The organism is Curtobacterium sp. 22159, assembly GCF_052045775.1.
In the GTDB taxonomy this organism is placed as follows: domain Bacteria; phylum Actinomycetota; class Actinomycetes; order Actinomycetales; family Microbacteriaceae; genus Curtobacterium.
This window is the reverse complement of record NZ_JBQEPN010000001.1, coordinates 154,885-179,375: the sequence shown is the minus strand read 5'-3', so window position 1 is coordinate 179,375 and position 24,491 is coordinate 154,885. Positions and strand designations below refer to the sequence as shown.

Here is a 24,491-nt window from a genome sequence, read left to right as displayed (position 1 = left end):
CCGGTCCTGTGCTGGGTGGCTGGTGGTGCGAGAGGGGTGGTGCGGGAGGGGTGGTGCGGGTGGTGGTGCGGCGACGCTCGGCCGCGGGGGATGGGGGGGTCGGCCGAGCGTCGCCGGTCTGGGGGCTAGGCGGTGAAGGTCCAGGTCATCGGCACCGAGGCGGCGAGGCCCTGGTAGGTGTTGCCGGCCGAGGAGTCGAGCGTCACGGCGAAGTTGAACGGGACGCTCGCACCGGCGGCGGGGGCGGCCGGCATGGTGAAGGCCGAGGCCGCCGCGCCCTTGAAGCTGGCGAGGGTGCCGCTGAAGACGGTCGTCGAACCCGAGGTGATGACGAGGTTCATCTTGGCGCAGAGGTCGGTGGCGGTGCCGTTCGCGGTGCCGTTCGCCGACTGCGTGCAGGTGGAGCCGGGCGTGAGCGTGAAGGTGCCGGCGTTCGCGGTGCCGGTGTTCTTGATCGAGATCGCGGTGTTGACGGTGTTGCCGGGCGTCATCGTGGTGCTGCCGCCGAACTTGTTGATCGTCGAGCAGGTCGCCGCGTTCGTCGACACCGAGCCGCCGTCGGTGCTGCTGCACGTGACGGTGCCGCCGGCGTTCTGCTCCTGCATGATCAGCGTGCCGCTGGCGGCGGTGTTGCTGCTGTTGGTGATGCTCGCGGCGAACCCGGAGAGGGTGCCGGTGAGCGAGAGGGAGAGCAGGACGGCCGCGAAGATGCCCGCGAGGAGCGCGACGGGGGCGAAGCGGATCCGCTTCAGTGCGGAGGTGCGGAGCTTGTCGGACACGGGATACCTCTTCGGGTGTGGTGGTCAGGGAGTGTGGAGCAAGTGGTTCGGGCTCATTTGCTTCAATGATCAAGATAGTCAGTCATTCATCAAGTTGACCACTCGTATACTGTCCCCAAAGAGAGGGGCACCCGTGACCCGGCCCGGAATGTCCGACACCGCCGACCTGATGGCGGCCTTCGACGCCGTCGTGCGCGCGAACGCGAGCCTCGTGAGCCAGCTGAGCGCCCGAGCGGGTGTGCACGAGAACGCCCTGCGTGCCCTCGTGCTCATCAGCGACACCGGGTACTCGACTCCGACGGAGGTCGCGGGGTACCTCGGGCTCACCTCCGGCGCGGTGACGAACATGATCGACCGGATGACGGCGGCCGACCTCGTCGAGCGCGCGCCGAACCCGAACGACCGCCGCGGGTCCCTGCTCCGTCTGCGTCCGGAGGGCGAGACCGTGGTGGCGGACTACCGGCGGCGGTACGGCGACATGCTCCGGGCCGTCGACACCGCACACGGGGGCGATCTCCTCGCCGTCCTCAGCGACCTGGCGACGAGCCTGTACGAGCAGGCCGGCGAAGCGCTGCCCTGACCGACCTGACGGACACACCGGAGGGGTAGTGTCCGGCGCATGCCCGCTCTCATCGACACGTTCACCCTGTCCAACGGCCTGCACATCCCGAAGATCGGCTTCGGCACCTGGCAGATCCCGTCCGGCGGCGACGCCTACGACGCCACGAAGACCGCGCTCGACCTCGGCTACCGGCACATCGACACCGCGCTCGCGTACGGGAACGAGGCGAGCGTCGGCAAGGCCGTCCGGGACAGCGGTGTCCCCCGTGACGAGGTGTTCGTCACCACGAAGCTCCCCGCCGAGATCAAGACCGCCCAGGGCGCCCGCGACGCCTTCGCCGAGTCCAGCCGCAACCTCGACCTCGGGCACGTCGACCTCTACCTGATCCACGCGCCGTGGCCCTGGAGCGACATGGGCTCCGACCACCGTGACGGCAACGTCGAGGTGTGGAAGGTGTTCGAGGAGCTCTACGACGCCGGGCACACGCGCTCGATCGGCGTCTCGAACTTCGACGTCGCCGACCTCGAGCACCTGCTCGGCAACACCGACGTCGTCCCCCACGCCAACCAGATCCGTTGGTTCATCGGCAACACGCAGGACGCGACCACCGCCTTCGACCGCGAGCACGACATCCTCACCGAGGGGTACTCGCCGCTCGCCACCGGTGGCCTGCTCGAGAACGCCGAGATCCGCGACATCGCGGCGAAGTACGGCAAGTCCGTCGCACAGGTCGCGATCCGCTACCTCCTCGAGAAGGACGTGCTGCCGCTGCCCAAGTCGACGACGCCGTCGCGCATCGCCGAGAACGCCGACGTGGACTTCGTCCTCTCCCCCGAGGACGTCGCCGCGCTGGACGCCCTGCAGGACACCGCGAACTGACGCCGCGACGACCGGCGGCGGGAACAGATCGGGCCCGTCGCCGGTTGTCGTCCACGGTGCCGCAGCCAGCGGTACACCGATCAAGGAGGCCGACATGACCACCACCGAGACCGCCATCCTCGCCGGCGGCTGCTTCTGGGGAGCGCAGCAGCTCCTCCGGCGTCGCCCGGGCGTCATCAGCACCCGCGTCGGGTACTCCGGCGGCGACACCCCGAACGCCACCTACCGCAACCACGGCGACCACGCCGAGTCGGTCGAGATCGTGTTCGACCCGTCGCAGATCTCCTACCGCGACCTGCTGGAGTTCTTCTTCCAGATCCACGACCCGTCCACGAAGGACCGTCAGGGCAACGACGTCGGCCGGTCCTACCGCTCGGCGGTCTTCTTCACCACGCCGGAGCAGGAGCGCATCGCCCGCGACACCATCGCCGACGTCGACGCCTCCGGGATCTGGCCTGGCAAGGTCGTCACCGAGGTCGAGCCCGCGGGCGACTTCTGGGAGGCCGAGGAGGAGCACCAGGACTACCTCGAGAAGCACCCGCACGGGTACACGTGCCACTTCGTTCGCCCCGGCTGGAAGCTCCCGCACCGCGACGAGGCGGTCAGCGCGAGCTGATCACCCGCGGCGGATCAGCGCGATCCGCCGAGCAGTTCCAACCAGTCCCCGGGCAGGCGATCAGCCGGCCCGGGGACCGTCTGCGTCACGGGGTGACTGGTCGGCGGCGCGAGTTCCACACCCTCGAAGGTGCTCGCGTCGCGGTAGTCGTACGACCACGTCTCGCCGGGCTCGTAGCTCTGGATGACGGCGTGCCCGGTCTGCTCCCAGTGCCGGGTCGCGTGCGTGTTGAGGGAGTCGTCGCAGCAGCCGACGTGGCCGCACGCAGCGCACCGGCGCAGGTGCACCCACCAGGAGCCGGTCGCGTCGCACTCGACGCAGCCGTCCCCACTCGGTGCGACGTCGGGGTCGATCATCTCGGCGTGGTCCGTCATGGTGCCATCATGGCCCGTCCCGGACGGATCCGACGCGGCCCGGTGGCGGACGGGAGGCGCGGTGCGGGCCCGCGCCGCGCCTCCCGTCCGTCCCGCCGGGTCTCAGGACCAGACGCGACCGGCGATCTCGACCACGCTGCGGACCTTCGCCCACTGTTCGTCCTCGGTGAGGACGTTGCCCTCCTCGGTCGAGGCGAACCCGCACTGCGGGCTCAGCGCGAGCTGCGCGAGGGGCACGTACGCCGCGGCGTCACGGATGCGCTGCTCGATCACGGCGGGGTCCTCGAGCTCCCCCGTCTTCGAGGTGACGAGGCCGAGCACGACGACCTGGTCGCCCTCGGGGAGGAACCGGAGCGGCTCGAAACCCCCGGCGCGGTCGCTGTCGTACTCCAGGAAGAACCCGTCGTAGCCGGTGTGCGCCAGCAGCTGCTCCGCGACCGGTTCGTAGCCGCCGGACGCGATCCACGTCGAGCGGAAGTTGCCACGGCACACGTGGGTGGTCACGACGAGGTCCTCCGGGCGGCCCTCCAGCACGCGCCGGATGACGGATGCGAACCGTTCCGCGATGCCGTCCGTGTCGATCCCACGGTCGCGCGCCTTGGCCATCTCGACGTCCGAGCAGGCGTACGCCCACGCGGTGTCGTCGAGCTGCAGGTACCGGACGCCCGCGGCGTACAACGCGGCGATCGCGTCGCGGTAGGCCTGCACGAGGTCGTCCGTGATGGCCGCACGGTCGGCGTAGTGGTCCGTGCGGATCTGGTCGGCGTCGAGGCGGAAGTCGAACACGGTCGGCGACGGGATCGTGAACTTCGCGGTGAGCCCGCGCTGGGTGGCCTCGTCCACGACGAACGCGGCGTCCCGCACGAACGGGTGGTCCGACGGGAACGACACCGGGCCCGTCACCCGCATGCCCTTGGGCGTGGTGGTGACCCCCTGGAACGCGATGCCGTGGTCGAGCTCGACGACCTCGACGCCGTCGAGTCCGCCCCAGAAGTCGAGGTGCCACCACGCACGGCGGGCCTCGCCGTCGGTGGCGAGCCGGAGGCCGGCGTCCCGCTGCGCGTCCACGAGACCGCGGATCGCGTCGTCCTCGACCGCGCGGAGTGCGGCGGCGTCGAGGTCGCCCGCGGCCGCGGCGGCGCGGGCCGCCTTCACGGTGTCGGGACGGAGGAAGCTGCCGACGACGTCGGCTCGGAACGGCGGGCGCGGGGACATGCACCGATGGTACCGGCCCGGAATCAGTCGTCACCGGCCGCGACGGCGCCGCCTCGCGGGCGGAGGGCGCCGGTACGGTGAGCGGATGGGCAAGGTCACGCTGCAGGACGTCGCGGTGCACGCCGGCGTCTCGATGAAGACCGTGTCCAACGTCGTGCGCGGCTACCGGCACGTCAGCGCGCCGATGCGGGACCGGGTGCAGGCCGCGATCGACGAACTGGGCTACCGGCCCAACGTGTCCGGTCGGACGCTCGCGACCGGCCGCTCGAACATGCTCGCGTTCGCGTTCCCCGATCTGCGGCGCCCCTACTTCGCCGAACTGGCGCACGTGTTCTCACGGGTGTGCGCCGAACGGGGGTACCAGCTCCTGTTGGAGGAGACCGGCGACTCCGCGGAGGGCGAGCGCTCCGCGGTGCGAGGACGCGAGGCGGGCGTCGTCGACGGCGTGGTGATCCACCCGCAGATCCTCTCGCCCGAGGCCATCGACGCCATCCGGGGTGACACGGCGGTGGTGTTCCTCGGTGAGGACGTCCGACCGGAGTCGTCCGACCAGGTCGCCATCGACAACGCCGGCGCCGCGGCCGAGGCCGTCGCGCACCTCGCTGCCCTGGGCTGCCGGCGCATCGGGTTCTTCGGGCACGAGACGGGCCCCGAGTCGCGGACCTCGAGCTTCCGACTCGACGGCTACCGCGCGGGGCTCGCCGCGGCCGGGCTCACCACGGAGTTCCTCGTCCCCCGTGAGGTCGGGGACGCCGTCGGCGCGGAGGCCGCGTTCGGCCGCGCGCTCGACGAGGGGCTCGACGTCGACGGGCTGCTGTGCCGGGACGACCTCGCCGCCGTCGGCGTGCTCCGGGCGATGCGCCTGCGCGGGCTCGAGGCCCCGCGGGACATCGCGGTCGTCGGGTGGGACGCCATCGACCTCGGCTCGAGCCTCGCCCCGAGCCTCACGAGCGTCGCCCCGGACACCGTCGCACTCGCCGAGACGGCGCTCGACCTGCTGGCGGAGCGGATGGACGGGGTCGCCCGGCCGGGCCGCTACGTGACCGTGGGGCACCGCCTGCGTGTCGGCGAGAGCGCGCCGTACCCGGACGGGTCGGTGGGCTGAGGGCTCCGTCTCACCGCTCGCCGGGGTGCACGCTGCCGAGGAGTTCGACGATCACGTCCCGGAGCGACGCCGTCAGGCCCACGGTCCCGAGTTCGACGATCCGGTCGGCGCGCGCCGAGTCCTTCGACACGACCTCCCAGGCCTCGAGCTTCTCGGGGTTGCCGGACTGCGCACGTTCGAGGACGCCGCGGATCGCTTCCCGGGCGTCGACACCGACGACCGGGGCGCCGGCGAGCGCCAGCACGGCCCCCGTCGCCGCATCGGCCGCGAGGTCGACCGAGAACCGGTCGGACGCACGCGCGTCGACCCGCTGCCCCTCGGCGGGCGCGGCGAGGAACGTGATCCGCCAGCGGCGGTGCGACGGGATCGCGTCGAGCGCTCCCACGGCACCGTGCACGCGGAACTCGGAACGGTCGTGATCCCACTCCAGCCGGGTCTCGACGGTGCGCCCCTCGGCTCCTTCCCGGTCCTCGACGAGGGTGAACGAGCCGGAGGTGTCCGGCGCGACGAGCACCTCGAACGCCGTGGGGTTGGCCGTGGCGTCGAGTTCGTCGGGTGCGGCGAGGGGCAGGACCCCGCCGCCACGGAGCAGGACCGGCACGGAGTCCAGGGTGCGGTGCAGGTCGACGAACCGGTCGCCGGCGTACACGGTGCCGGTGAAGACGTCCGTCCAGGTCCCCGGCGGCAGCCAGGCGCGAGCCACACCGTGCAGGGAGACGGGGTCGCGGGGCGCGACGATCGGTGCGACGAGCAACTCGGTGCCGAACAGGTACGTGTTCGGCACCCGGTACGCCTCGTCCCGGCGGGGCTCGAGGTGGTGGAGCGGCCGGACGAGCGCGCTCCCCCGGGCGACCCGGTGGTTCTCGGTGTGCAGGTAGGGGGCCATCCGGTGGCGGAAGCGCAGCGCTTCCCCCATCGCCGCCCGGGCCTCCGCGGGGAAGACCCACGGCTCCTTCCGGATGAACGGGTTGTTCGCCGAGTGCAGGCGCATGATCGGCGAGAAGACGCCGAACTGCACCCACCGCGTGGCGAGTTCGTCGTCGCGGACCCCGCGGGTGTGCCCGCCGATGTCGTGACTCCACCAGGGGTACCCGATGTTCGCGGCGGTCGCCGTGAACTCCGGTTGGAACGCCAGCGAGGCCCAGGAGACCACCGCGTCACCGGAGAACCCGACGCCGTACCGGTGGCTGCCCGGTCCGGCGTAGCGCGAGAACGTCATCCCGGCACCGCCGTCCCTGGCCGAGTCGAGCAGGTGGAAGTGGTTGAGCAGCCAGAGCGGGTCCACCCCGGGCAGGTTCGTCGTGCGGCCCTGCTGCCAGTCGATCCACCAGAAGTCGACGCCCTGCTCCTCGAGGGGGTGGTGCAGCAGCTCGAAGTACGCCTGCAGGAACCGCCGGTCGGTCAGGTCGAACGGGATCGGCTGCTCGCCCTCGGGGTCCACACCCATGAAGGCCGCGACCGCCGGGTAGGCGTCCTCGAACGCCCGGACGCCGTCGGCGGGGTGCAGGTTCAGCGTGGTGCGCATGCCCCGGCGGTGCAGCTCGGCGAGGAACCCGGCCGGATCCGGGAACAGCATCGGCTCCCACGAGTACCCCGTCCAGCCGTTGCCGAACCGCTCCGGGACGGAATCGACGCGGTGCCAGTCCATGTCGATGACGGCCACCGAGAACGGGAGCCGCTCTTCGGCGAACCGGTCCAGGAGCGCGAGGTAGGACGTGTCGCTGTAGGGGTGGTAGCGACTCCACCAGTTGCCGAGGGCCCAGCGCGGCACGAGCGACGGCGGGCCGGACACCGCGTGGTAGGAGCGGAGCGCGGCCTCGAAGTCGCGGCCGAACGCGAAGACGGTGACGTCGCGGCGCCCCGGCATGCGGGTGCCGATCCAGCCGTCGTCCTCGAACAGGAAGGACTCGCTGTCGTCGAGCACGGTGATGCCGTCGCGTGCGATGATCCCCGGCTCGAGCGGCATGCGGCCGTCGACGTCGTCGAGCGTCCGTGCGGTGCCGCCGAGGTCACGCGGTTCCTGCCCCCAGCGCCACCGGTTCGCGTCCGGCCCGATCGTCTCGACGACGAGGCCGCTCGGGGAGAACGGCCGGCCGTCGTACCGCAGGCGCGCTCGCGCGGTGGTGATGAGGATCCCGTCGCCCGTGCGCTCGACGCGGTACTCGGGCACCGGCAGGCGTCGGCGGATCGCGAAGGTCGAGGCGCGGTCCTCGAACCCGCCGTCGTCGCTCCACTCGACGCGGAACGTTCCCTCGTCGAGCACCGTCACCCGCCAGCGCTCCCCGACGACCACCGCGGCGGGGTCGGCGACCGGGTCGGACCCGGGGTACGGACGGACGGTGGGCAGCGTCGTGGGCGACGTCGTGGTCACGGGGGCTCCTAGCTCTTGACCGCGCCCTGCGTCACACCGCTGATGACCCAGCGCTGTGCGAACAGGTAGACGATGATCGTCGGCGCCATCGCCATCAGGTAGGACGCGAAGGCGACGTTGTAGTTCGTGCCGAACTTGCTCTGGAAGATGTTCTGGACGACCGGCAGGGTCTGCAGCGCCGGGTCTGCGGTGATGAGCGAGGGCATCATGAAGTCGTTCCAGGACGCCAGGAACGCGAAGATGCCGACCGTGGCGTTCATCGGACCGAGCAGCGGCAGGATGATGCGCCAGAAGATCTGCCACGTCGACGCGCCGTCGATCCGGGCGCTCTCCTCGAGCTCGACGGGGATCGAGCGGAGGTACGCCGAGTAGAGCAGCACGCTGAAGGACAGTTGGAACATGGCGTGCAGGAGCCCGACACCGACGGGGTTGTCCAACCCGACCTCGGCCGTGAGCTTGATCTGCGGCAGCGCGACGACGGGGAACGGCAGGAACATCGCGGCGAGCAGGTAGACGAACGACCAGCGGAAGAACCGCTTGTGCCAGTTCCGGACGATGGCGTACGACGCGAACGAGCTGAGCAGGAGCGTCGCGGCCACGGTCAGGGCGGCCACCCCGAGCGACACCGAGAAGGAGACGGGGAACCGGGTCAGCTGCCACGCCTCGGCGAACGAGCCGGGGTTGAACGGGAAGGGCAGGGAGAGCGCGTTGCCGTCCACCGACTGCTTGCTCGTCTTGAACGCCATCGCGACCGTGACGTAGAGGGGGACGAGCACGGTGAGCGACGCGAGCCCGAGGAGGACGGTGAGCGTCCGGTTCGTGCCGCCGAGCCGACGGCGGTGGCCCGAGCCGGAGCGGCGCGGGCCGCCGGTCGTCACCGCTCGGGTGTCGGTCGGGGGTCGGGTGTCGATGGCGGTCATGCGAGTCGCAGGTTCCTTCCGCGGGTCGCCGCGAGCTGCAGCACGGAGATGAGGACGGTGATGACGAAGAACACGGTCGCGTTCGCCATCTGGTAGGCGTAGTCGCCACCGGTGAAGCCGCCGAAGATGGTCATCGCGACGCTGCTCGTCGCGGTGCCCGGGCCACCGTTGGTGAGGCCCACGATGACGTCGTACGCACCGAGGTAGCCCTTCACGCCGAGCACGGTGTTGATGACGACGAAGCCGCCGAGCAGCGGGAGCGTGATCGCGCGGAGCTGCTTCCAGCCGGTCGCACCGTCGAGGGAACTCGCCTCGTACAGCTCCTCCGGGATGGACGTGAGCCCGGCCGTGTAGATGAGCAGCGCGCCCGGAACGGTCTGCCACGCGGACACGATCACGATCGCGAGCCAGGCGAGGTTCGGGTCGCCGAGGATGCTCTGCTCGAGCGGCCCGAACCCGACGCTGGTGGCCAGCGCGGGGACCGTGTTCGAGAACAGGAAGTTGAACACGTAGGCGACGATGATGCCGGAGATGACCATCGGGATCACGAACACCGACCGCAGCCCGGCGGCGAACCGGATCCGCTTGGACAGCGCGATCGCGAGCGCCAAGGCGATGACCTGCGTGACGATGACGGTGACGACCGCGAAGCCGAGTGTGAACCCGTACGACGACAGGATCGACGGGTCGGACACGAGCGCGCGGTAGTTCTCGATGCCGAGGAAGTGCCACGCACCGAACCCGAGGTAGTCCGTGAAGCTGTAGAAGATGCCGACGCAGGCGGGAGCCACCACGAAGGCGGTGAACAGCACGAGCGCCGGGACGAGGAACAGGTAGTACATGCCCTCCGTCCGGTGGAGGGAGCCCACCCGCCGGTGGACTCGGGTCGCCGCGGTCGCCGGTCCGGACGTCGCCGGGTCGGTGTCGCGGGACAGCGGGGTCTGCATGGTCATGATCGCTCCTGGATCGTCCTGGTCCGGCTCAGACCGTCGCGGACCGACCGGCGAGACGCCGCCAGTCCGCGTCGAGCCGCTGCAGCATCGAGGTGAAGTCCCCGCTCCGGATGGCGGACTGCAGGTAGTTGCCGAGCGGGATGGAGGTGGGGATGAACGTCCCGGCGCCCTGGTAGAACGCAGCGTCGTCCACGTACTGCTGCAGGCCGGCGAGCCGTTCGTCGCGCTGCGGCGGGGCGTCCTTCGTGGTCGAGTAGGCGAGGTTGTCGCGGTTGTACGCGTCGATGACCTCGGGCTGCATGAGGAACTCGACCAGTTCACGGGCCTCGTCGAGGTGTTCGGTCGTGGTCGGGATCCACAGGCCGAGGTCGATGTTGACCCGGGCCTTGCGGTCGCCGGGGTCGTTCGTGACCGGCAGCGCGAAGGTGCCGACCTCGAGCTTGTCGTCGATGAGGGCGATCTGCCCGAGTGCCCACGGCCCCTGCAGGTACATCGCTGCCTTGCCCTGCCCGAAGGCCAGGTTGCCGTCCGCGTACGCACGGGTGGCGTGGTCGGGGTTGAAGAACGACGAGATGGTCTTCGCGCGCTCCATCGGGACCGCGAAGTCCTTCTCGAACGAGACCTCGGCGTCCGGGCCGACGTCCGTGCCGAGCGCCTTCATCTTCCGGAAGAAGGTGCCCGTGTCGACCAGGCTGCCGACCGAGTAGTCGAACAGGCCCTGCCAGAGCGTCCAGGTGTCGCGGTCCGTGGCGTAGATCGGCGTGGTGCCGGCCTTCTGCAGCGTCCGGCAGACCTCGACGAAGTCGTCCCAGGTGGTGGGCACCGGCAGACCGTGGTCGGCGAAGATCCGCTTGTTGTAGATCACGCCTGCCGCGGCGAGCGAGTAGGGCAGGACGCTCGTCCGGCCCGGGTACGTGGCGTACTGGTTGGTCAGTCCGTCGATGCTCGGGCGGATCCGCTTCGCCGACGGCAGGTCTCCGAGGTCCCGGAGCACGCCGCGCGAGATGTACCGCGCGAGTTCCAGGTTGTCGTTGAAGCACCCGACGTCGGCCGGCTCGCCGCGGACGAACTGCGGTGCGATCGCGCCGGAGCTGTCGTGGACCACCGAGATGCCGGCGTGCTTCCGCTCGAACTTCCGGAGCAGGTCGTCGAAGTAGGCGATCACCTCCTGCTTCTGCTCGTAGAAGCGGATCGTCGTCGTGCCGCCGGCGCCGGCCGTGGACCGGGGTGCCGCGCACCCCGCGAGTGCCATGGTGCCGAGTGCGACGCCACCCGCCGCGCCGGCGAGGAACCCCCGTCGGCTCACGGCCGCGGTTCTTCCGGTCCTGCTTCCCACCATCGGGTCTCTCCCTCGTGCGCGTCGTCGCGCTGTTCCTGTTTACAGCGCTGTAAACAGGAAGTCAACGTTGTAATCCAACCGGCTCCCACCGACGGACGGGAGGCGCGGCACCATCCGGCACCGCGCCTCCCGTCCCGAACGGACCCGTCCCACCCCCCTAGGGTGCGATGAGCCCGCCGTCCAGACCGCGGACGCCGGCCGCCCACGCGTCGTGGCCGGACAACGCCGCCGGGTACGCCCGAGCAGCCCGCTCGTCGATGTCGATCCCGAAGCCGGGGGCCTCGTTCGGCGTCAACCAGCCCTGCTCGATGGTGAGCGTCCCGGGGAACACCTCGTGCACGGCGTCGGCGTACACGTGTCCCTCCTGGATCCCGAACGCGGGAGACGTCACGTCCAGGGCGACGTTGGCCGCGGCCGCGATCGGCGAGGTGTCCCCCGGGGCGTGCCACGCGGTGCGGACGCCGGAGAACTCGGCGAGGACCGCGATCTTCCTGGCCGCCGTCAGGCCGCCGATCGCGGAGATGTGCGACCGGATGAGGTCGACCCCGCGGCCGGTGACCAGGCGGGCGGCGTCCTGCAGCGACGTCGTGAGCTCCCCGACCGCGATCGGGACCGGGGAGGCGCCGCGGACCTCCGGCAGGTGGTCCCAGTCCTCGGGGGCGACGACGTCCTCGAGGAAGAACGGCCGGTACGGCTCGAGCGCCCGGGCGAGCACCACCGCCTGCTTCGGGCTCAGTCGGGAGTGCACGTCGTGCAGGAGCTCGGGTCCGTCGCCGAAGCGCTCCCGGGCAGCCCGGAAGAGCTCGACGGTGTTCCGGTGGTACTCCCCGTGCCGCCAGCCCAGGGGGTACGGGGCTCCGGGGTGCGGGTCGAGCGACCCGGGGGCCGCGCCGTACGTGCCGATCGCGTTCTGCCCCACCTGCAGTCGCACGTGCCGCCACCCGGCGTCGAGGTACGCGGCCGCCTCGTCGAGCGTCTCGTCCACGGTCCGGCCGCCGGCGTGGATGTACGTGTCCGCCGCGGCCCGCACCTTGCCGCCGAGCAGCTCGTGCACGGGGAGCCCGGCCCGCTTGCCGGCGATGTCCCAGAGCGCCATGTCGAGGCCCGAGACCGCGTTGTTCGTGACGGGCCCCTCGCGCCAGTACCCGGAGAACCGGGCGAGCCGGACGAGGTCCTCGATGTCGCCCGGGTACCGGCCGACGACCAGCCGGGCGAGGTGTTCCTCGACGAACGAGACGACGGCGTGCCACCGCTGCGTGTACGTGGCGCACCCGAGCCCGTACAGTCCGTCGACGTTCGTGTCGACCCGCACGACGACGAGCGCGATGCCCTCGGGCGCGGTGGTGATCGCCCGGACGCCGGTGATCCGGACGTCGTCCCGCGTGGACCACGGTTGCTCGAAGGTCTCGGGACGGGCGGTGGCGATGGTCATGGAGGACTCCCGGTGTTCGTCGCTGAACAAGCGCTTGCTCACTGCTTCGAGCATGCACGATCCGACGGGCGGGGTCAACCAGTACGATCAACCGAACCGGCGGAAGGACGTGGGGTGCCCAAGGCAGTGACCCTCAGTGACGTGGCGAGGGAAGCAGGTGTCGACCTGTCCACGGCGTCACGCGTGCTGCGCGGCACCGGTCGTGTCTCCGAGACGACGCGCCAGCGCATCCGCGACGCCGCGGAGCGCCTCGACTTCCGGCCGAACGCGCAGGCGCAGTTCCTCGCCACAGGCATCAGCAAGACCGTCGGGGTCCTGACGATCAACGGGTACGGCACCTTCACCCTGCCCGTGCTCGCCGGTCTCACGAGCACGCTCGGGCAACAGGACGTGGCGACCCTCCTCTACGACGTCCGCGAGGACCCGGAGATCCTGCACGAGAGCGTCAAGAAGTTCCGCGCCCGCCAGATCGACGGGCTGCTCGTCCTCGGCGACGGCCTGCAGGCACCACTGCACTCGGTCACCGCGAACCTGCAGGTGCCGGTCGTGTACGCGTTCGCCACCTCGGACTCCCCGGACGACTCGTGCTTCATGCCGGACGGCGAGATGGCCGGGCGCATCGCCGCCGCGCACCTGCTCGGACTCGGCCGTCGGCGCATCGCAACGGTGACCGCTGCCGACGACATCGCCGCCGCCGACCGGACCCGCGGGCTCGTCGAGACGATCCGCTCCGCCGGCGGCACACTCGCGCTCGACGGACCGCTCGAACGGGACTGGACCCGGCGCTGGGGTGCCGAGGCGGCCGAACGGATCGCGGAGCGGATCGACGAGGTCGACGCCGTGTTCTGCGGCAACGACCAGATCGCGCTGGGGATGCTCGGTGTGCTCCGCGCCCGCGGGATCCGGGTGCCCGAGGACGTCGCCCTGATCGGGTACGACAACTGGGAGGGCATGGTCGGGCAGGGCGACAACCTGCTCACGACGGTCGACCCGCGACTGAGCGAGGTCGGCGCGACCGCGGCCCGTGCGCTCGTCCGCGCGATCGACGGCGCCCCCGCGCCCGGCGCCCACCACGTGCCGTGCGGCCTCGTGACGGGCGAGTCGACGCTCGGTGTCGGCGCTGCGGGCCCGCGGGACGCCACGACCTACCGCTGATCACGACGGAGCGCGCGTCCGGTCGGACGGGAGGCGCGTGACGGCGCCGCCACGCGCCTCCCGTCCGACACGGCCCGGCCACCGAGCCGCGTCACCACTCCGCGAAGGACCCGTCCGGCGCGGACCAGACCGGCGAGCCGGGCGCGAGCACACCGGTGTCCACCGCGTCGCGCACCGCGTCCTCGTCGACCTCGATCCCGAGGCCGGGCCCGGTCAGCCGCTCGACGAACCCGTCCCGCACGGCGAGCACCTCCGGGTTGCGCACCAGCTCGATGCCGGTGCCGGTGCCGTACTCGGGTGTCACCACCATCTCCTGCGCGAGGACGTTCGGCAGGGCGAGGTCGAGCTGCAGGCACGCGGCCAGGGCGACCGGGCCGAGTGGGCAGTGCGGCGCGACGAGCACGTCGTAGGACTCGGCCATCGTCCCGATCCGGAAGCACTCCGTGATCCCCCCGGCGTGGGACAGGTCCGGCTGGGCGACCGCGATGCCCTGCTCGAGCACGGGTCGGAACTCCTCGCGCGAGTACAACCGCTCGCCCACCGCGATCGGGATGGTCGTCGACCGCACGACGTCGCCGATGCGCGCGGAGTGTTCCGGGCGCAGCGGCTCCTCGACGAACACCGGTGCGACGTCGTCGAGCCGAGCGAGCAACCGCCGCGAGTTCGCCATCGACGACCGGCCGTGCAGGTCGATCGCGACGTCGACCTCGGGCCCCACCGCGTCCCGCAGCTCCTCGAGCTCCCGCACGGCCTGCTCCAGCCCTGCCGGGCGGTCGATCGGGTCGAGCCGCCCCGGCGGGGCGCACTTCACCATCGTGAACCCGTCCGCCACGAGCCGCCGTGCCCGGTCCGGCGAACCGAACCGGTCCTCGGCGCTCGCGTGCGCGTACACGCGGACGCGGTCCCGGGTGGCGCCCCCGAGCAGTTCGTGCACCGGGACGCCGAGCCACCGGCCCTTGAGGTCCCAGAGCGCCTGGTCGACGCCGGCGACCGCTGACGCGAGGACCGCGCCGCCCCGGTAGAAGCCGCCCCGCGCCATGACCTGCCACAGGTGCGTGATCCGCAGCGGGTCCGTCCCGACCAGGTGCTCGGCGAGCCGGTCGACCGCCGCAGCCGTGGTGCGCGCCCAGTTCTCCAGCACGGGCTCCCCCCAGCCGGCCACGCCCTCGTCCGTGCCGATGCGGACCAGTGCCCGACGGTTCGACAGCACGAAGGTCTCGACGGTCGTGATCCTCATGCGACCTCGGCCCGGACCTCCGCGGAGGGCGGCACGTCCTGGCCGAGCGTGTGCTCCGGTCGGAAGCCGAGGAGCCGTTCGGCGCGCGCCGTGTCGACCGCCGCCGAGCGTCCCGGCAGCGGCGACCGGATCGGCACGCCCGGCGCCCAGCGGGCCAGCAGCTCCTCGGTCGGCCCGGGCAGGAGCGTGTCCGGCGCCGCGAGCCCCACCACGTGCGCACCCTCGACACGGGCGACGAGTGCCGCGTGCACGGCTCGGGCGGCGTCCCGCACGTCGAGGTACGCCCACCCCTCGCGCACGGTCGCGCCCGGGTCGAGGGCGGCCTGCCCGGCGGCGGCCATCAGGGTGTCGTGGTCCTTGACGAGTGGGAAGCGGAACGCGACGACGTCGATCCCCCACATCCGGTGCGCTGCCCGCGCGGACGTCTCGTCGACGGTCTTCGACAACGAGTACGCGTCACCGAGGTCGACGGGGAGGTCCTCGTCGATCGGGTAGTACGCGGGCATGACGCGGTGCGGGTTGAAGGGCACGCCCGAGGCGTTCACGCTGGACGCGACGACGGCCCGCCGGATGCCCCGCGCGCCGGCTTCCGAGAGCACCGCGAAGGTCGCCGAGACGTTGGTGCTGAACACCTCCCAGGGCGTCCCGAGCGTCGGGTGCGGGATCGCCGCGAGGTGCACGACCCCGTCGGCGTCCTCGAGCGCGGCGCCCACCACGGCCGGGTCCGTCGCGTCCCCGTGCACATGGCGGTCGGCCGCCTCGGGCAGGTCCCCGTCGCGGTCGAGCGCCGTCACCGCGATGCCGTGGGACACCAGGTGGGCGGTGGTGACCGCGCCGATGCCGCCGGAGGCACCGGTCACCAGGACACGTCGGGGAACGGTCGTGGCCCTCATCCCTTCACCCCGCCGGACATCCCGACCCCGCGCAGGAACTGGCGTTGGAACGCCAGGAACAGGACCACCGGCACGATGAGCGCGAGGAACAGCGCCGCCATCTGGATGCTCAGCTGCGACTGCTTCGTCACGGCCGGCAACGCCACCGAGATCGGCTGGAGCTCGGGGTCCTGCAGCACGAGCAGCGGCCACAGGAAGTCCTTCCACGAGGACATCACCGTGAGCAGGGCGACGACGCCGATGATCGGCCGGGACAACGGCAGCACCACGGACCACAGCACCCGGTACGGCCCGGCGCCGTCGATGCGCGCCGCCTCGAACAGGTCGCGCGGGACCCCGTCGAAGAACCGCTTCACCACGAGGATGTTGAACGCGTTCGCCGCCCCGGGCAGCCACACCGCGAGGTAGTTGTCCATGAGGCTGCCGCCCGTGACCGGCAGGTGCACGATCGTCAGGTACAGCGGGACGAGCACGACGATGCCGGGCACGAACAGGGTCGCGAGGATACCACCGGAGACGATCGGCCCCCACTTCGGACGCAGCACGCTGAGCACGTACGCGATGCTGACCGTCACGACGAGCGAGATCACGAGCTGGCCGCCGGCGACGACCGCGGTCGTGGCGAGGTAGTGGCCGATGCGGGCGTTCGTCCAGGCCTGCCAGAGGTTGCCCCACTGCACGCCGGACGGGAAGAGCGCGAACGGCTGCCGGAGGATGTCCTGCGACGTCGAGAACGCCGACTTGAGGAGCCACAGCAGCGGACCGAGCCCCGACACGACCAGCCCCACGAGGATGAGCGCCTGCACGCCGAACAGGGTCCGCCGGACGCCCGGACGCTTGCGGTCCGCGTCCGAGATGACGCTGCGCTCCGGTTGCTCGACCTCGCGGAGGCCACGGCTCCACGGCAGACGCCGAGGCCCTCGGACGCCGCCGGTCTCGGCACCCGCTGGGCCGGGCAGCCCGTCCGGGGGCGCCGTCGCGAGCGGCGGTTCGGTGGCGGCGCCGGAGGGCACCACCGGGGTCGTCGTGGCCATCAGTCGGTCCCCCACTTCCGGGTCAGCCATTGGTACGCGAAGGAGAACAGTGCGAGGACGACCGCCAGCAGCACGCTGAGCGCGGTCGCCGCACCGTAGTCGCTGTTCACGAAGGCGTAGTCGTAGATCATCAGCAGGACGGTCAACGTCGAGTTCTGCGGTCCGCCGCCGGTGAAGATGTACGGCTCGGTGAAGATCTGCATCGTGCCGATGATCTGCAGCAGCAGCATGATGAGGATCACGCCGCGCATCTGCGGCAGGGTGATGTGCCAGATCCGCGACCAGATCCCCGAGCCGTCGAGCTCGGCGGCCTCGTACAGCTCGGTCCGGACCCCGGCGAGCGCGGCGAGGTAGATGATCACCGCCGTCCCCGCGGAGGCCCACGTCGACTCGAGGACGATCGACGGGATCGCACTGTGCACCGAGTTGAGCCAGGGCCAGGGTCCGACGCCGAACCAGCCGAGCACCGTGTTGAACGTGCCGGAGCTGCCCGGGTCGTAGAACGTCTTCCAGAGCAGGATCGACACGACCGGGGGCACGACGACCGGCAGGTACGCCAGCGCGCTGAACACCCAGCTGCGCTTCCGGACCTCGGCGATGAACACCGCCAGCAGGATCGGCAGCGGGAAGCCGAACAGGAACGCCAGGAACGCGTACCAGAGCGTGTTCACGATCGCCTGCGGGAGCAGTGGGTCGGCGAGGACGTAGGTGAAGTTGCTGAGGCCGACCCACAGCGAGGGCCCGACCAGGTTCGTCTTCTCGAAGCTCATGAGGACCGCCCGGACGATGGGGCCCCACGCGAAGTACAGGAAGACGAGGAACGCGGGCAGCGCGAGGACGACCGCCGCGGGACCACCGCGGGACCGCCAGCGGGCGAACGAGGCGCGTCGGCGGACCGGCGGCGTGGCACGGCGCGCGGTGGCGGGTGCCGGGGATGACGTCGTCGTCATGAGGACCTCCATCGGACCGGTGTGGGCGGGGTGACCGACGGCCGCCCCGGTGTGGGCGGGGCGACCGACGGCCGCTCCGCCCACGTGGGTCACTCGATCAGCGCGTCAGCTTGGCGTCGACGGCCGTCTTGGCCTTCGAGAGCTCCGCGGCGGGGTCGAAGGACTTCTCGGTGAGTGCCGCCTGCATCACGGTGTCCAGTGCGGCGTACACCTCCTGCGCGTCGTTCGACGGTTCGGGGATGATCGGGATCGTCGACTGCGTCTTCACGTACGACGCGAAGTTCGCCTGCGGCACGTTGACCTGGTCCTTGATCCAGGTGTTGTACTGGTCGTACGTCGAGGAGTTCACCACGCTGAGCGCGGGGACGCCGACGGGGTTGCCGGACGCGGCGGTGGCCTTGGCGACCGCGACCGCCGCCGACTCGCTCTGGTACTGGCGCAGGTAGTGGAACGCGATCCACTTCACCGCCGCGGACTTCTGCGCGTCGCTCACCTTCGGGCTGACGATCTGGATCGAACCACCGGTCAGGGTCCCCTGGTCGTCGGACGATCCCGGGCCCATCGGCATGCCGCCGACGCCGAACGACTTCGGGTCCATGCCGTCGTTCTGGACCGCCGTGTTGTACGCGTCCGGCGCCGCCGGCATCATGGCGACCTTCCCCGCGGCGAAGTCCTTGTACAGGGTGTCCTGCGTGTACAGCGAGTTCGGGGCGACCGAGCCGTCCTGGAACTTCATCTCGTTGACGGTCTTGAGCGCCTCCTCGGAGTGCGCGTTGTCGAACGACGCCTTCTTGCCGTTCTCGCTCTCCACGCGTCCGCCGTAGCTGTAGGTCATCGCCGTGAACATCCAGCCGCCCTGGTTCTGCGAGGCGAACTGCGCGTAGCCCGGCACACCCGTGGCGTCCTTGATCTTCTTCGCGTCGGCGCGGACCTCGTCCCACGTCGTCGGCGGCGCGTCCGGGTCGAGGCCCGCCTTCGTGAACAGGTCACGGTTGTAGACGAGCCCGATCGAGTACGCCGTCGTCGGGACCGCGTACACGTGGCCGCTGTCGTCGGTGACGAGCTTCTTCGTCGACTCGCCCATGATCTTGTCCACGCCGGTCGACCGGAGCGTGTCGGTGAGGTCCGCGACCTGCTTGTTCGCGATGAGGGACTTCGCCTCGGTGAACGCGACGGACAACACGTCGGGCAGGCTCCCGCCGGCGAGTTGCGCGTCGAACGTCGTCGGGTCCCAGGTGACGGTCTTCGGCTGCAGTGTGATCTTCGGGTTGGCCTTCTCGAACGCCGCGATGTCGGCGTTGTACTGCGCGAGCGCGGCCTTCTGGTCCTTGGTGGGGCGGTCGCCGACGGTGATGGTGACCTTCTGGTCCGTCGCGGCCTGGCCGCCGGACGAGCACGCCGCGAGGCCGGCGGCCAGTACCGCGACGGTGCCGAGGGCGGCCGCGGTCCGGAGAGCGGTTCTCTTCATCGAGAACTCCTTCGTCATGAGTCGGTGCGCTCGGCGTCCGAGTTGGACAAGCGCTTGTTCAAAGGATGCGGCGCGGAGGCCGTCTTGTCAATGACCGTCCGTGGTCAGGCGTCGAGCACGAAGCCGCGGAACAGCGCCGAGTCCTTGCCGTTCCCGATGCCCGACGCCCACTCGATGTAGCCCTTGCGTCCGGCACCGTCGTTGTCGTTCACGACCATCGAGAAGCTGACCAAGCCGCCGGAGGGGTCGATGCCGAGGTCGGCCCACGACATCTCCGCCTCGTAGGTGGTGACGGTCCCGGCCCGGCTGATCGCCACCGCGCCGTCCGGGAGCGGTCCGACCGCCGGACCCGACCACCGCCACGTCGCCACGTCCGTCCCGACCAGGGAGGCGCCGATCTCGTCCCAGCTGGACGCCTCGCCGGGCGTGCCGGCGCTGACGGCGTACTGGACCGAGTCGTTCTGCCAGATCTGGTCCGCCGTCGCCGTCGCGTGGTGGACGTCGTCCGTGACGGCGACGGTGAGGTAGAGCCGGTCGTCGTCGTGCGTCAGCCAGAAGTCGCCGGACAGGTCGGCCGCCCCGCCGTACCCGGTGATCACGACCCTGGTGTTCGCGTCGGTCAGGGTCCCGGTGGGGGTCGTCCCCGCCAGCTCGGGCACGCCGTCGACCGTGATGGTGCGTCGGGGGACGTGCAGCAGGTCGGCGGCGGGCACGACGACGATCGAGCCGGTGGCGGTCAGCGCCGAGCCGTCCGCGGACTTCGCCGACACCGTGTAGGCGGTCTTCGTCGTGAGGGCCGAGACGTCCACGAGCTGGTCGCTGCTCGCGCCGGGTGCCACGACGACCTCCGGCACACTCCCCGTGGTGTCGCCGATCGTCCACGTGAGCGCGGTGATCGTCTGCGCGGTGGTGCTGGCGTTCGTCAGGCGGACGCGCAGCCGGTCCCCGTCGTCGGTCAGCACGTGCAGGGCCGACAGCGTCACGGGCTCGGTCACCTCGTACTCGGCGAGCAGTTCCGCCACGGTCCCGCGCGGTTCGACCACGCTCGCGTGCACGGTCCGTCGGCCGACGGTCGCGGCTGGTCCGAACGCGACCTCCTCGTGCACCGTCGCTCCGCCGGGCACGGTGACGGCGGCCACCTGCTTCCCGGCCACCACGAGCCGAGCCCGGGCGGGACCTCGCCCGTCGTTGCGGATCGTCCACGTCGCGCCGAGCGGGTCGCCACGCTTGGCGTCGTGAGCGGCGAGCGTGTGCCGCACCGCGCTCCGGACGGTCAACGGTCGGGTCGACGACACGTAGACGGGCTCGGGCCCCACCGTGAGCGAGACCACCCCGTCTGCGGGCAGGAGCGTCGTCGTGGCACCGTACGTGTCCGTGTGGTCGACGCGACCGGACGCCCCGACACCGACCGCGGTGGGAGTCCCCGCCCAGAGCACCCACGCGGAACGCCCCGCGCCCGGGAGTGCGACGCGGGACACCCCGGGGACGGGCGAGTCCTGGAGCAGACCGGTGAGCGTACCCGGAGGACGTCCGGCGGCGAGCTGCCGGGCCAGGGTCGCGTAGGCGACGTAGGCGGGCTTCGGCCGGGTGCTCCCGTCGGCGACCGTCGCGACCATGCCGAAGTTGTCCTCGGTCTCACCCGGGGCGGTGCCGTCGTTCATGAAGTCGTACCAGAAGAAGTCCCGGGCGCCCGCGGCGTACGCGGTCGTCGCGCCCTGCACCGCGTACGACGCCTGGGCCCGTGCGTCGACGGACAGTTGCGTGTCGGCGCTCGTCCACCCCAGCTCGGTGATCCAGACGTCGCGCTGCTTGCCGTACCCGGCGATGAGCTGCTGCACCTGCGACACCTGCTGCGCGAGTTGGTCCGGGGCGGCCGGGTAGCAGTACGGGTGGATGGACACCGCGTCGAGGTAGTCGAGACCGCCGCGGTCGAACACGTCCTTGAGCCAGTCGATCGGGACGCCCGAGGTCGCCGGTGCGACGTACTTGAGTCTCGGGTAGTGCTTCCGCAACTCGGTCACGGTCGCCTGGAGCAGCAGGAAGTAGTAGTCGGACCGGCAGTCGGCGGGACCGTTCCCCCGATCCCCGAACGTCGGGCTGTTCCACTCGTTGAACACCTCGACGTACTCGACGTGCGGGTTCTGCTCGACGAGGTGCACCGCGTACTGGGCGAACCCGGCGCGACCGGCGTCGGTGTACGGCGTCGCGCCCCCGTCGTAGGCCGCGTTGTTGAAGCTCAGCACCGGCAGGTCGGTGAGGCCGTTGCGGACGAGCACCTGCCGGTACGTGCGGTAGTCGGTGAAGTCGTAGACCCCCTTCGTCGGTTCGGCCCCGCCCCACTCCTGGGTGTCCCGCACGGTCGCGATCCCGGCGGCGGCGACGAGCGGTGCCAGGACGCCGGGCTGCCAGGCGCTGCCGGTGAACCCGAAGTGCGTGTTCACGCCGAGCCCGGGGACCGTTCGTTCGATCCGGCCGAGCACGCAGAAGGAGTCGGACGCGGTGACGGTCCCGGAGCCACGGGCGATCGAGTACGCGACGTCGTAGTACCCGCGTCCGACCGGGACGCGAACCTCGGCGTGCTTCGCGCTCGCGATGCGGGTCGTCCCCTTCCACGCGACGTCCCCTCCGGGCACGGTGATCGTCACGGTGACGACGTCTCCCGCCTGGGCTCCGGGGACGGGCAGCCGTGGCGGTTCGGGCTCGACGAACACGTTCGAGGCGGAGACCGGCGTGTCCGGCGAGGTCGCCGAGCCCGCGCCGTGCGGAGCGGATGCCGAGGCGGCGGCGACCGCCCCCAGCGCGGGCGCCCCCTCCACGAGGCCCGGCGCGATGACGAGGCCGGCGGTCGCGGCCGATGCGGACAGGAAGGTCCTGCGTTTCATGGTTGCTCCTGTGCTCGCGGGCGCCGTCGCCCGCGGTCCGGTGGGGATGGGGAGTGCTCCGAGCGCGGTCAGCCGGCGTGGATGATGCCGCTGTAGGTCGCGAAGGCCTGCTTGTGCGCGCCCCAGGTGCCGTCCGCGGCCACGTCGACGAGCCCGTAGTGGCGCTGCGAGTCGGTGGTGCGGTCCGGCTGGTCGAGCAGCTCGTAGACGTACACGCCGTGCACCTTCGACGGGGCCGAGGACCGCAGGGCGGAGACCGCGGACGAGATGTAGTCCGCCTGGGCCGCCTCGCTCGCCGACTGCGTGCCCCCGTCGACGTCGAGCTCGGTGACGAGGATCTCGTCCTGCTCGAACCCGTTCATCGTGCCGAGCACCGACAGCATGTCCGCGGTCGACCAGTACCAGTCCAGTCCCATCACGTCGTGGCCGAACCCGTCGCTCCGGAGTCGTTCGAGGAACCCGGTGTGCTTCCACGTGATGTTCACGACCGTGCGGGCGTGGGAGTCCGCGGCCCGGACGCCGGCCTGCACGGTCCGCATCCGGGTGAGCACCGGCTGGTACTTGGCGTCCGGGTACTGGCTCGCCAGCGACCCGTCCACGTCGGAGCCGCTGATCGCCGAACCGTCGCACTCGTTGAGGATCTGGTAGTAGGGGATCCGCCCCGCGTACCGGGAAACGAGCAGCGAGGTCCGGTCCTGCCACCACGACTCGGACTGCTGGACGGACGAGTCGCGGGTGAGCACCGCCATCAGCTCGATGCCGAGGCCGATCGCGGTCGAGACGACGGTGTCGTACCAGCTCCAGTCGATGCTCGTGGTGTCGCTCTGGGTGGGGATCCTCCAGTCGACGCGGTAGTCGGTCGCCCCGAGGGTCGCGGCGAGCCGGAGTTGGGCGGCCGCGGACGACGACGGGTACGACGTCGAGTCGATGAAGGGGGCGTGGCCGCACACGCCCCACCTGCTGATGTTCGCCGCCGCCGCAGCCCTGCCCGCGGGTCCGAGCGTCCACGGCACGGCTGCCGCGAGGGCGATGCCGCCAGCGCCGACGAGGAAGCCCCGGCGCCCGATGCCGCGTGCGGTGACGCGGTCCCCTGCTTCGTCTGTCACGTCGATCTCCCTTGATCGAACCTGCCGGTCGCACCCGAGTGCGAAACCGGTTTCGCTGATTGGCAGCGAGGAAACCACGAGGAGCGAACGCGTGTCAAGGAGCCGGTGCCGCCCTGCAGAACGTCAGCGCGTCGAGCCGCCCGCGACGAGCCGCACGGGCGCCAGGCGCTCCCCCGGCTCCCGCGCCGGGTCCACGAGGTCTGCCGCGCCGAGACGCCCCAGCTGCATGAGACCGAAGTCGACCGAGGTGAGCTCCCGCCGACGCTCGAGGCCCTCCATCGCGACCTCCTCCCAGTTGTCCGCACCGACGAGCTGGACGTCCTCCGGCACGCGCACCCCGGCGGCCGCGAGCACCCCGAGCACACCGAACGCGATGTGGTCGTTGCCGCAGACCACTCCGTCGAAGGCGACGCCGGCGTCGAGCAGGTCGCGTGCGGCCGCCGCGCCCCACGCACGGCTCCAGTCGCCGCGCCGGACCGGGGCGACGAGCGCCGCGGGACCGAGCGCATCGAGCATGCCCACCTCCCGTCGTTGCACCGCGATGCTGTCCGCCGGGCCGGTGACGTGCACGATCCGCCGAGCGCCCCGCTCGACGAGGTGGCCCGTCGCGAGCGCGCCCGCGCCGTGGTTGTCGGGGAGCCACATCACGTCGTCCGGATCGTCGGAGGCCGCGAAGACGTACGTCACCGGGACGTCGAAGTGCGCGGTGACCGACGGCGTCTCCTGCTCGTGGCCGTCGCCGATCACGAGCAGTCCGTCGATGCGGCGCGCCTGCAGCTCGCGGATGCTCTCACGCATCGCCCCGCTCGTCGCCACGTCACCGTCGTACACGAGCGCCGCCCGGTGCTGGTCGCCGAGCTGCAGGACGGCGCCGATCGTGACGGGCCGGGCGAAGGTGTTCGTGGCTCGACGCGTGAGGACGCCGACGATCCCGCTCCGCCCCTCCGCGAACGACCGGGCGAGCGCGTCCGGTCGGAAGTCGAGCCGGGCGGCGGCGGCACGCACGCGGTCGCGCGTCGCGTCGGAGATCCGGCCGCCACCGCGGAGCGCCTTCGACGCCGTCGACAGCGACACACCGGCTTCGCGAGCGACGTCGCTCAGGCGGGCACTCGTGCGGCTCACGGTGGTGAGCCTAGTGCGGGCGAGCGGGACGCCAACCGGACGGTTCGCGGCTCCGGGGCCGCCCCGGACCGGACGGGAGGCGCGGTGCGGGCCCGCACC

At 71.4% G+C, this 24,491-nt stretch carries 21 protein-coding genes; 5 read left to right on the top strand and 16 right to left on the bottom strand.

What is annotated here, in order from left to right; genetic code table 11:
• Positions 1-125 precede the first annotated feature (125 nt).
• On the bottom strand, positions 126-779 hold the full coding sequence (locus tag ACTJKO_RS00905; protein ID WP_440684721.1) for a hypothetical protein: 654 nt from the start codon (positions 777-779) through the stop codon (positions 126-128).
• Positions 780-912: 133 nt separating this feature from the next.
• On the opposite strand from ACTJKO_RS00905, the gene ACTJKO_RS00900 reads away from it, so the two are divergent.
• The 3 genes from ACTJKO_RS00900 to msrA all read left to right on the top strand — a co-directional run bounded on the left by ACTJKO_RS00900 (position 913) and on the right by msrA (position 2,836).
• On the top strand, positions 913-1,359 hold the full coding sequence (locus tag ACTJKO_RS00900) for a MarR family winged helix-turn-helix transcriptional regulator (RefSeq protein WP_440684719.1): 447 nt from the start codon (positions 913-915) through the stop codon (positions 1,357-1,359).
• Between the two features lie 39 nt (positions 1,360-1,398).
• A complete protein-coding gene (locus ACTJKO_RS00895; RefSeq protein ID WP_440684717.1) occupies positions 1,399-2,220 on the top strand; it encodes an aldo/keto reductase in 822 nt (273 codons plus the stop codon).
• Positions 2,221-2,314: 94 nt separating this feature from the next.
• Positions 2,315-2,836: a peptide-methionine (S)-S-oxide reductase MsrA gene (gene msrA / locus ACTJKO_RS00890; RefSeq protein WP_440684715.1), complete on the top strand. Its 522-nt coding sequence runs from the start codon at positions 2,315-2,317 to the stop codon at positions 2,834-2,836.
• Positions 2,837-2,850: 14 nt separating this feature from the next.
• Here msrA and ACTJKO_RS00885 read toward each other — a convergent pair whose 3' ends face one another.
• Together ACTJKO_RS00885 and ACTJKO_RS00880 are read right to left on the bottom strand one after the other, a co-directional pair.
• Positions 2,851-3,210: a UBP-type zinc finger domain-containing protein gene (locus ACTJKO_RS00885; protein ID WP_440684713.1), complete on the bottom strand. Its 360-nt coding sequence runs from the start codon at positions 3,208-3,210 to the stop codon at positions 2,851-2,853.
• Between the two features lie 102 nt (positions 3,211-3,312).
• A complete protein-coding gene (locus tag ACTJKO_RS00880; RefSeq protein WP_440684711.1) occupies positions 3,313-4,425 on the bottom strand; it encodes a 5-methyltetrahydropteroyltriglutamate--homocysteine S-methyltransferase in 1,113 nt (370 codons plus the stop codon).
• A gap of 85 nt (positions 4,426-4,510) precedes the next feature.
• Here ACTJKO_RS00880 and ACTJKO_RS00875 point away from each other — a divergent pair, with 85 nt between their 5' ends.
• Entirely contained in the window at positions 4,511-5,530 is a 1,020-nt protein-coding gene (locus ACTJKO_RS00875; protein WP_440684709.1) for a LacI family DNA-binding transcriptional regulator, read from the top strand.
• 10 nt (positions 5,531-5,540) lie between these two features.
• On the opposite strand, the gene ACTJKO_RS00870 is transcribed toward ACTJKO_RS00875, so the two are convergent.
• The 5 genes from ACTJKO_RS00870 to ACTJKO_RS00850 all read right to left on the bottom strand — a co-directional run bounded on the left by ACTJKO_RS00870 (position 5,541) and on the right by ACTJKO_RS00850 (position 12,599).
• Positions 5,541-7,901 (bottom strand): TIM-barrel domain-containing protein, encoded by a 2,361-nt coding sequence (locus tag ACTJKO_RS00870; RefSeq protein WP_440684707.1) that lies wholly within the window; start codon positions 7,899-7,901, stop codon positions 5,541-5,543.
• Positions 7,902-7,909: 8 nt separating this feature from the next.
• Positions 7,910-8,821 (bottom strand): carbohydrate ABC transporter permease, encoded by a 912-nt coding sequence (locus tag ACTJKO_RS00865; protein ID WP_440684705.1) that lies wholly within the window; start codon positions 8,819-8,821, stop codon positions 7,910-7,912.
• Positions 8,818-9,774, bottom strand: coding sequence for a carbohydrate ABC transporter permease (locus ACTJKO_RS00860; protein ID WP_440684703.1), 957 nt, complete (start codon positions 9,772-9,774; stop codon positions 8,818-8,820). The genes ACTJKO_RS00865 and ACTJKO_RS00860 overlap by 4 nt, the downstream gene beginning before the upstream one ends.
• 28 nt (positions 9,775-9,802) lie before the next feature.
• Positions 9,803-11,080 carry an ABC transporter substrate-binding protein gene (locus tag ACTJKO_RS00855; protein WP_440684702.1) on the bottom strand — a complete coding sequence of 426 codons (1,278 nt, stop codon included), beginning with the start codon at positions 11,078-11,080 and terminating at the stop codon, positions 9,803-9,805.
• A 190-nt stretch (positions 11,081-11,270) separates the two neighbouring features.
• Positions 11,271-12,599: an enolase C-terminal domain-like protein gene (locus tag ACTJKO_RS00850; protein ID WP_440684700.1), complete on the bottom strand. Its 1,329-nt coding sequence runs from the start codon at positions 12,597-12,599 to the stop codon at positions 11,271-11,273.
• Between the two features lie 87 nt (positions 12,600-12,686).
• On the opposite strand from ACTJKO_RS00850, the gene ACTJKO_RS00845 reads away from it, so the two are divergent.
• Complete coding sequence (locus ACTJKO_RS00845; protein ID WP_440684698.1) at positions 12,687-13,700, top strand: LacI family DNA-binding transcriptional regulator; 1,014 nt, start codon at positions 12,687-12,689, stop codon at positions 13,698-13,700.
• Between the two features lie 91 nt (positions 13,701-13,791).
• Here the strand turns inward: ACTJKO_RS00845 and dgoD are convergent, their stop codons facing one another.
• The 8 genes from dgoD to ACTJKO_RS00805 all read right to left on the bottom strand — a co-directional run bounded on the left by dgoD (position 13,792) and on the right by ACTJKO_RS00805 (position 24,392).
• A complete protein-coding gene (gene dgoD / locus ACTJKO_RS00840) occupies positions 13,792-14,937 on the bottom strand; it encodes a galactonate dehydratase (protein ID WP_440684696.1) in 1,146 nt (381 codons plus the stop codon).
• Positions 14,934-15,830, bottom strand: a complete 897-nt coding sequence (locus ACTJKO_RS00835; RefSeq protein ID WP_440684694.1) for an NAD-dependent epimerase/dehydratase family protein — start codon at positions 15,828-15,830, stop codon at positions 14,934-14,936. The genes dgoD and ACTJKO_RS00835 overlap by 4 nt, the downstream gene beginning before the upstream one ends.
• Positions 15,827-16,864, bottom strand: coding sequence for a carbohydrate ABC transporter permease (locus ACTJKO_RS00830; RefSeq protein WP_440684692.1), 1,038 nt, complete (start codon positions 16,862-16,864; stop codon positions 15,827-15,829). The genes ACTJKO_RS00835 and ACTJKO_RS00830 overlap by 4 nt, the downstream gene beginning before the upstream one ends.
• Positions 16,864-17,814: a carbohydrate ABC transporter permease gene (locus tag ACTJKO_RS00825; protein ID WP_440684690.1), complete on the bottom strand. Its 951-nt coding sequence runs from the start codon at positions 17,812-17,814 to the stop codon at positions 16,864-16,866. Before ACTJKO_RS00825 ends, ACTJKO_RS00830 begins: the two co-directional genes overlap by 1 nt.
• A 97-nt stretch (positions 17,815-17,911) precedes the next feature.
• Positions 17,912-19,282 (bottom strand): extracellular solute-binding protein, encoded by a 1,371-nt coding sequence (locus ACTJKO_RS00820; RefSeq protein WP_440684688.1) that lies wholly within the window; start codon positions 19,280-19,282, stop codon positions 17,912-17,914.
• A gap of 104 nt (positions 19,283-19,386) precedes the next feature.
• Positions 19,387-22,164, bottom strand: a complete 2,778-nt coding sequence (locus ACTJKO_RS00815; RefSeq protein WP_440684686.1) for a sugar-binding protein — start codon at positions 22,162-22,164, stop codon at positions 19,387-19,389.
• Positions 22,165-22,232: 68 nt separating this feature from the next.
• The gene (locus ACTJKO_RS00810; protein WP_440684684.1) at positions 22,233-23,270 is read right to left on the bottom strand and encodes a hypothetical protein; all 1,038 of its coding nucleotides are present in this window, start codon (positions 23,268-23,270) and stop codon (positions 22,233-22,235) included.
• 123 nt (positions 23,271-23,393) lie between these two features.
• A complete protein-coding gene (locus tag ACTJKO_RS00805) occupies positions 23,394-24,392 on the bottom strand; it encodes a LacI family DNA-binding transcriptional regulator (RefSeq protein WP_440684682.1) in 999 nt (332 codons plus the stop codon).
• Positions 24,393-24,491: the final 99 nt, after the last annotated feature.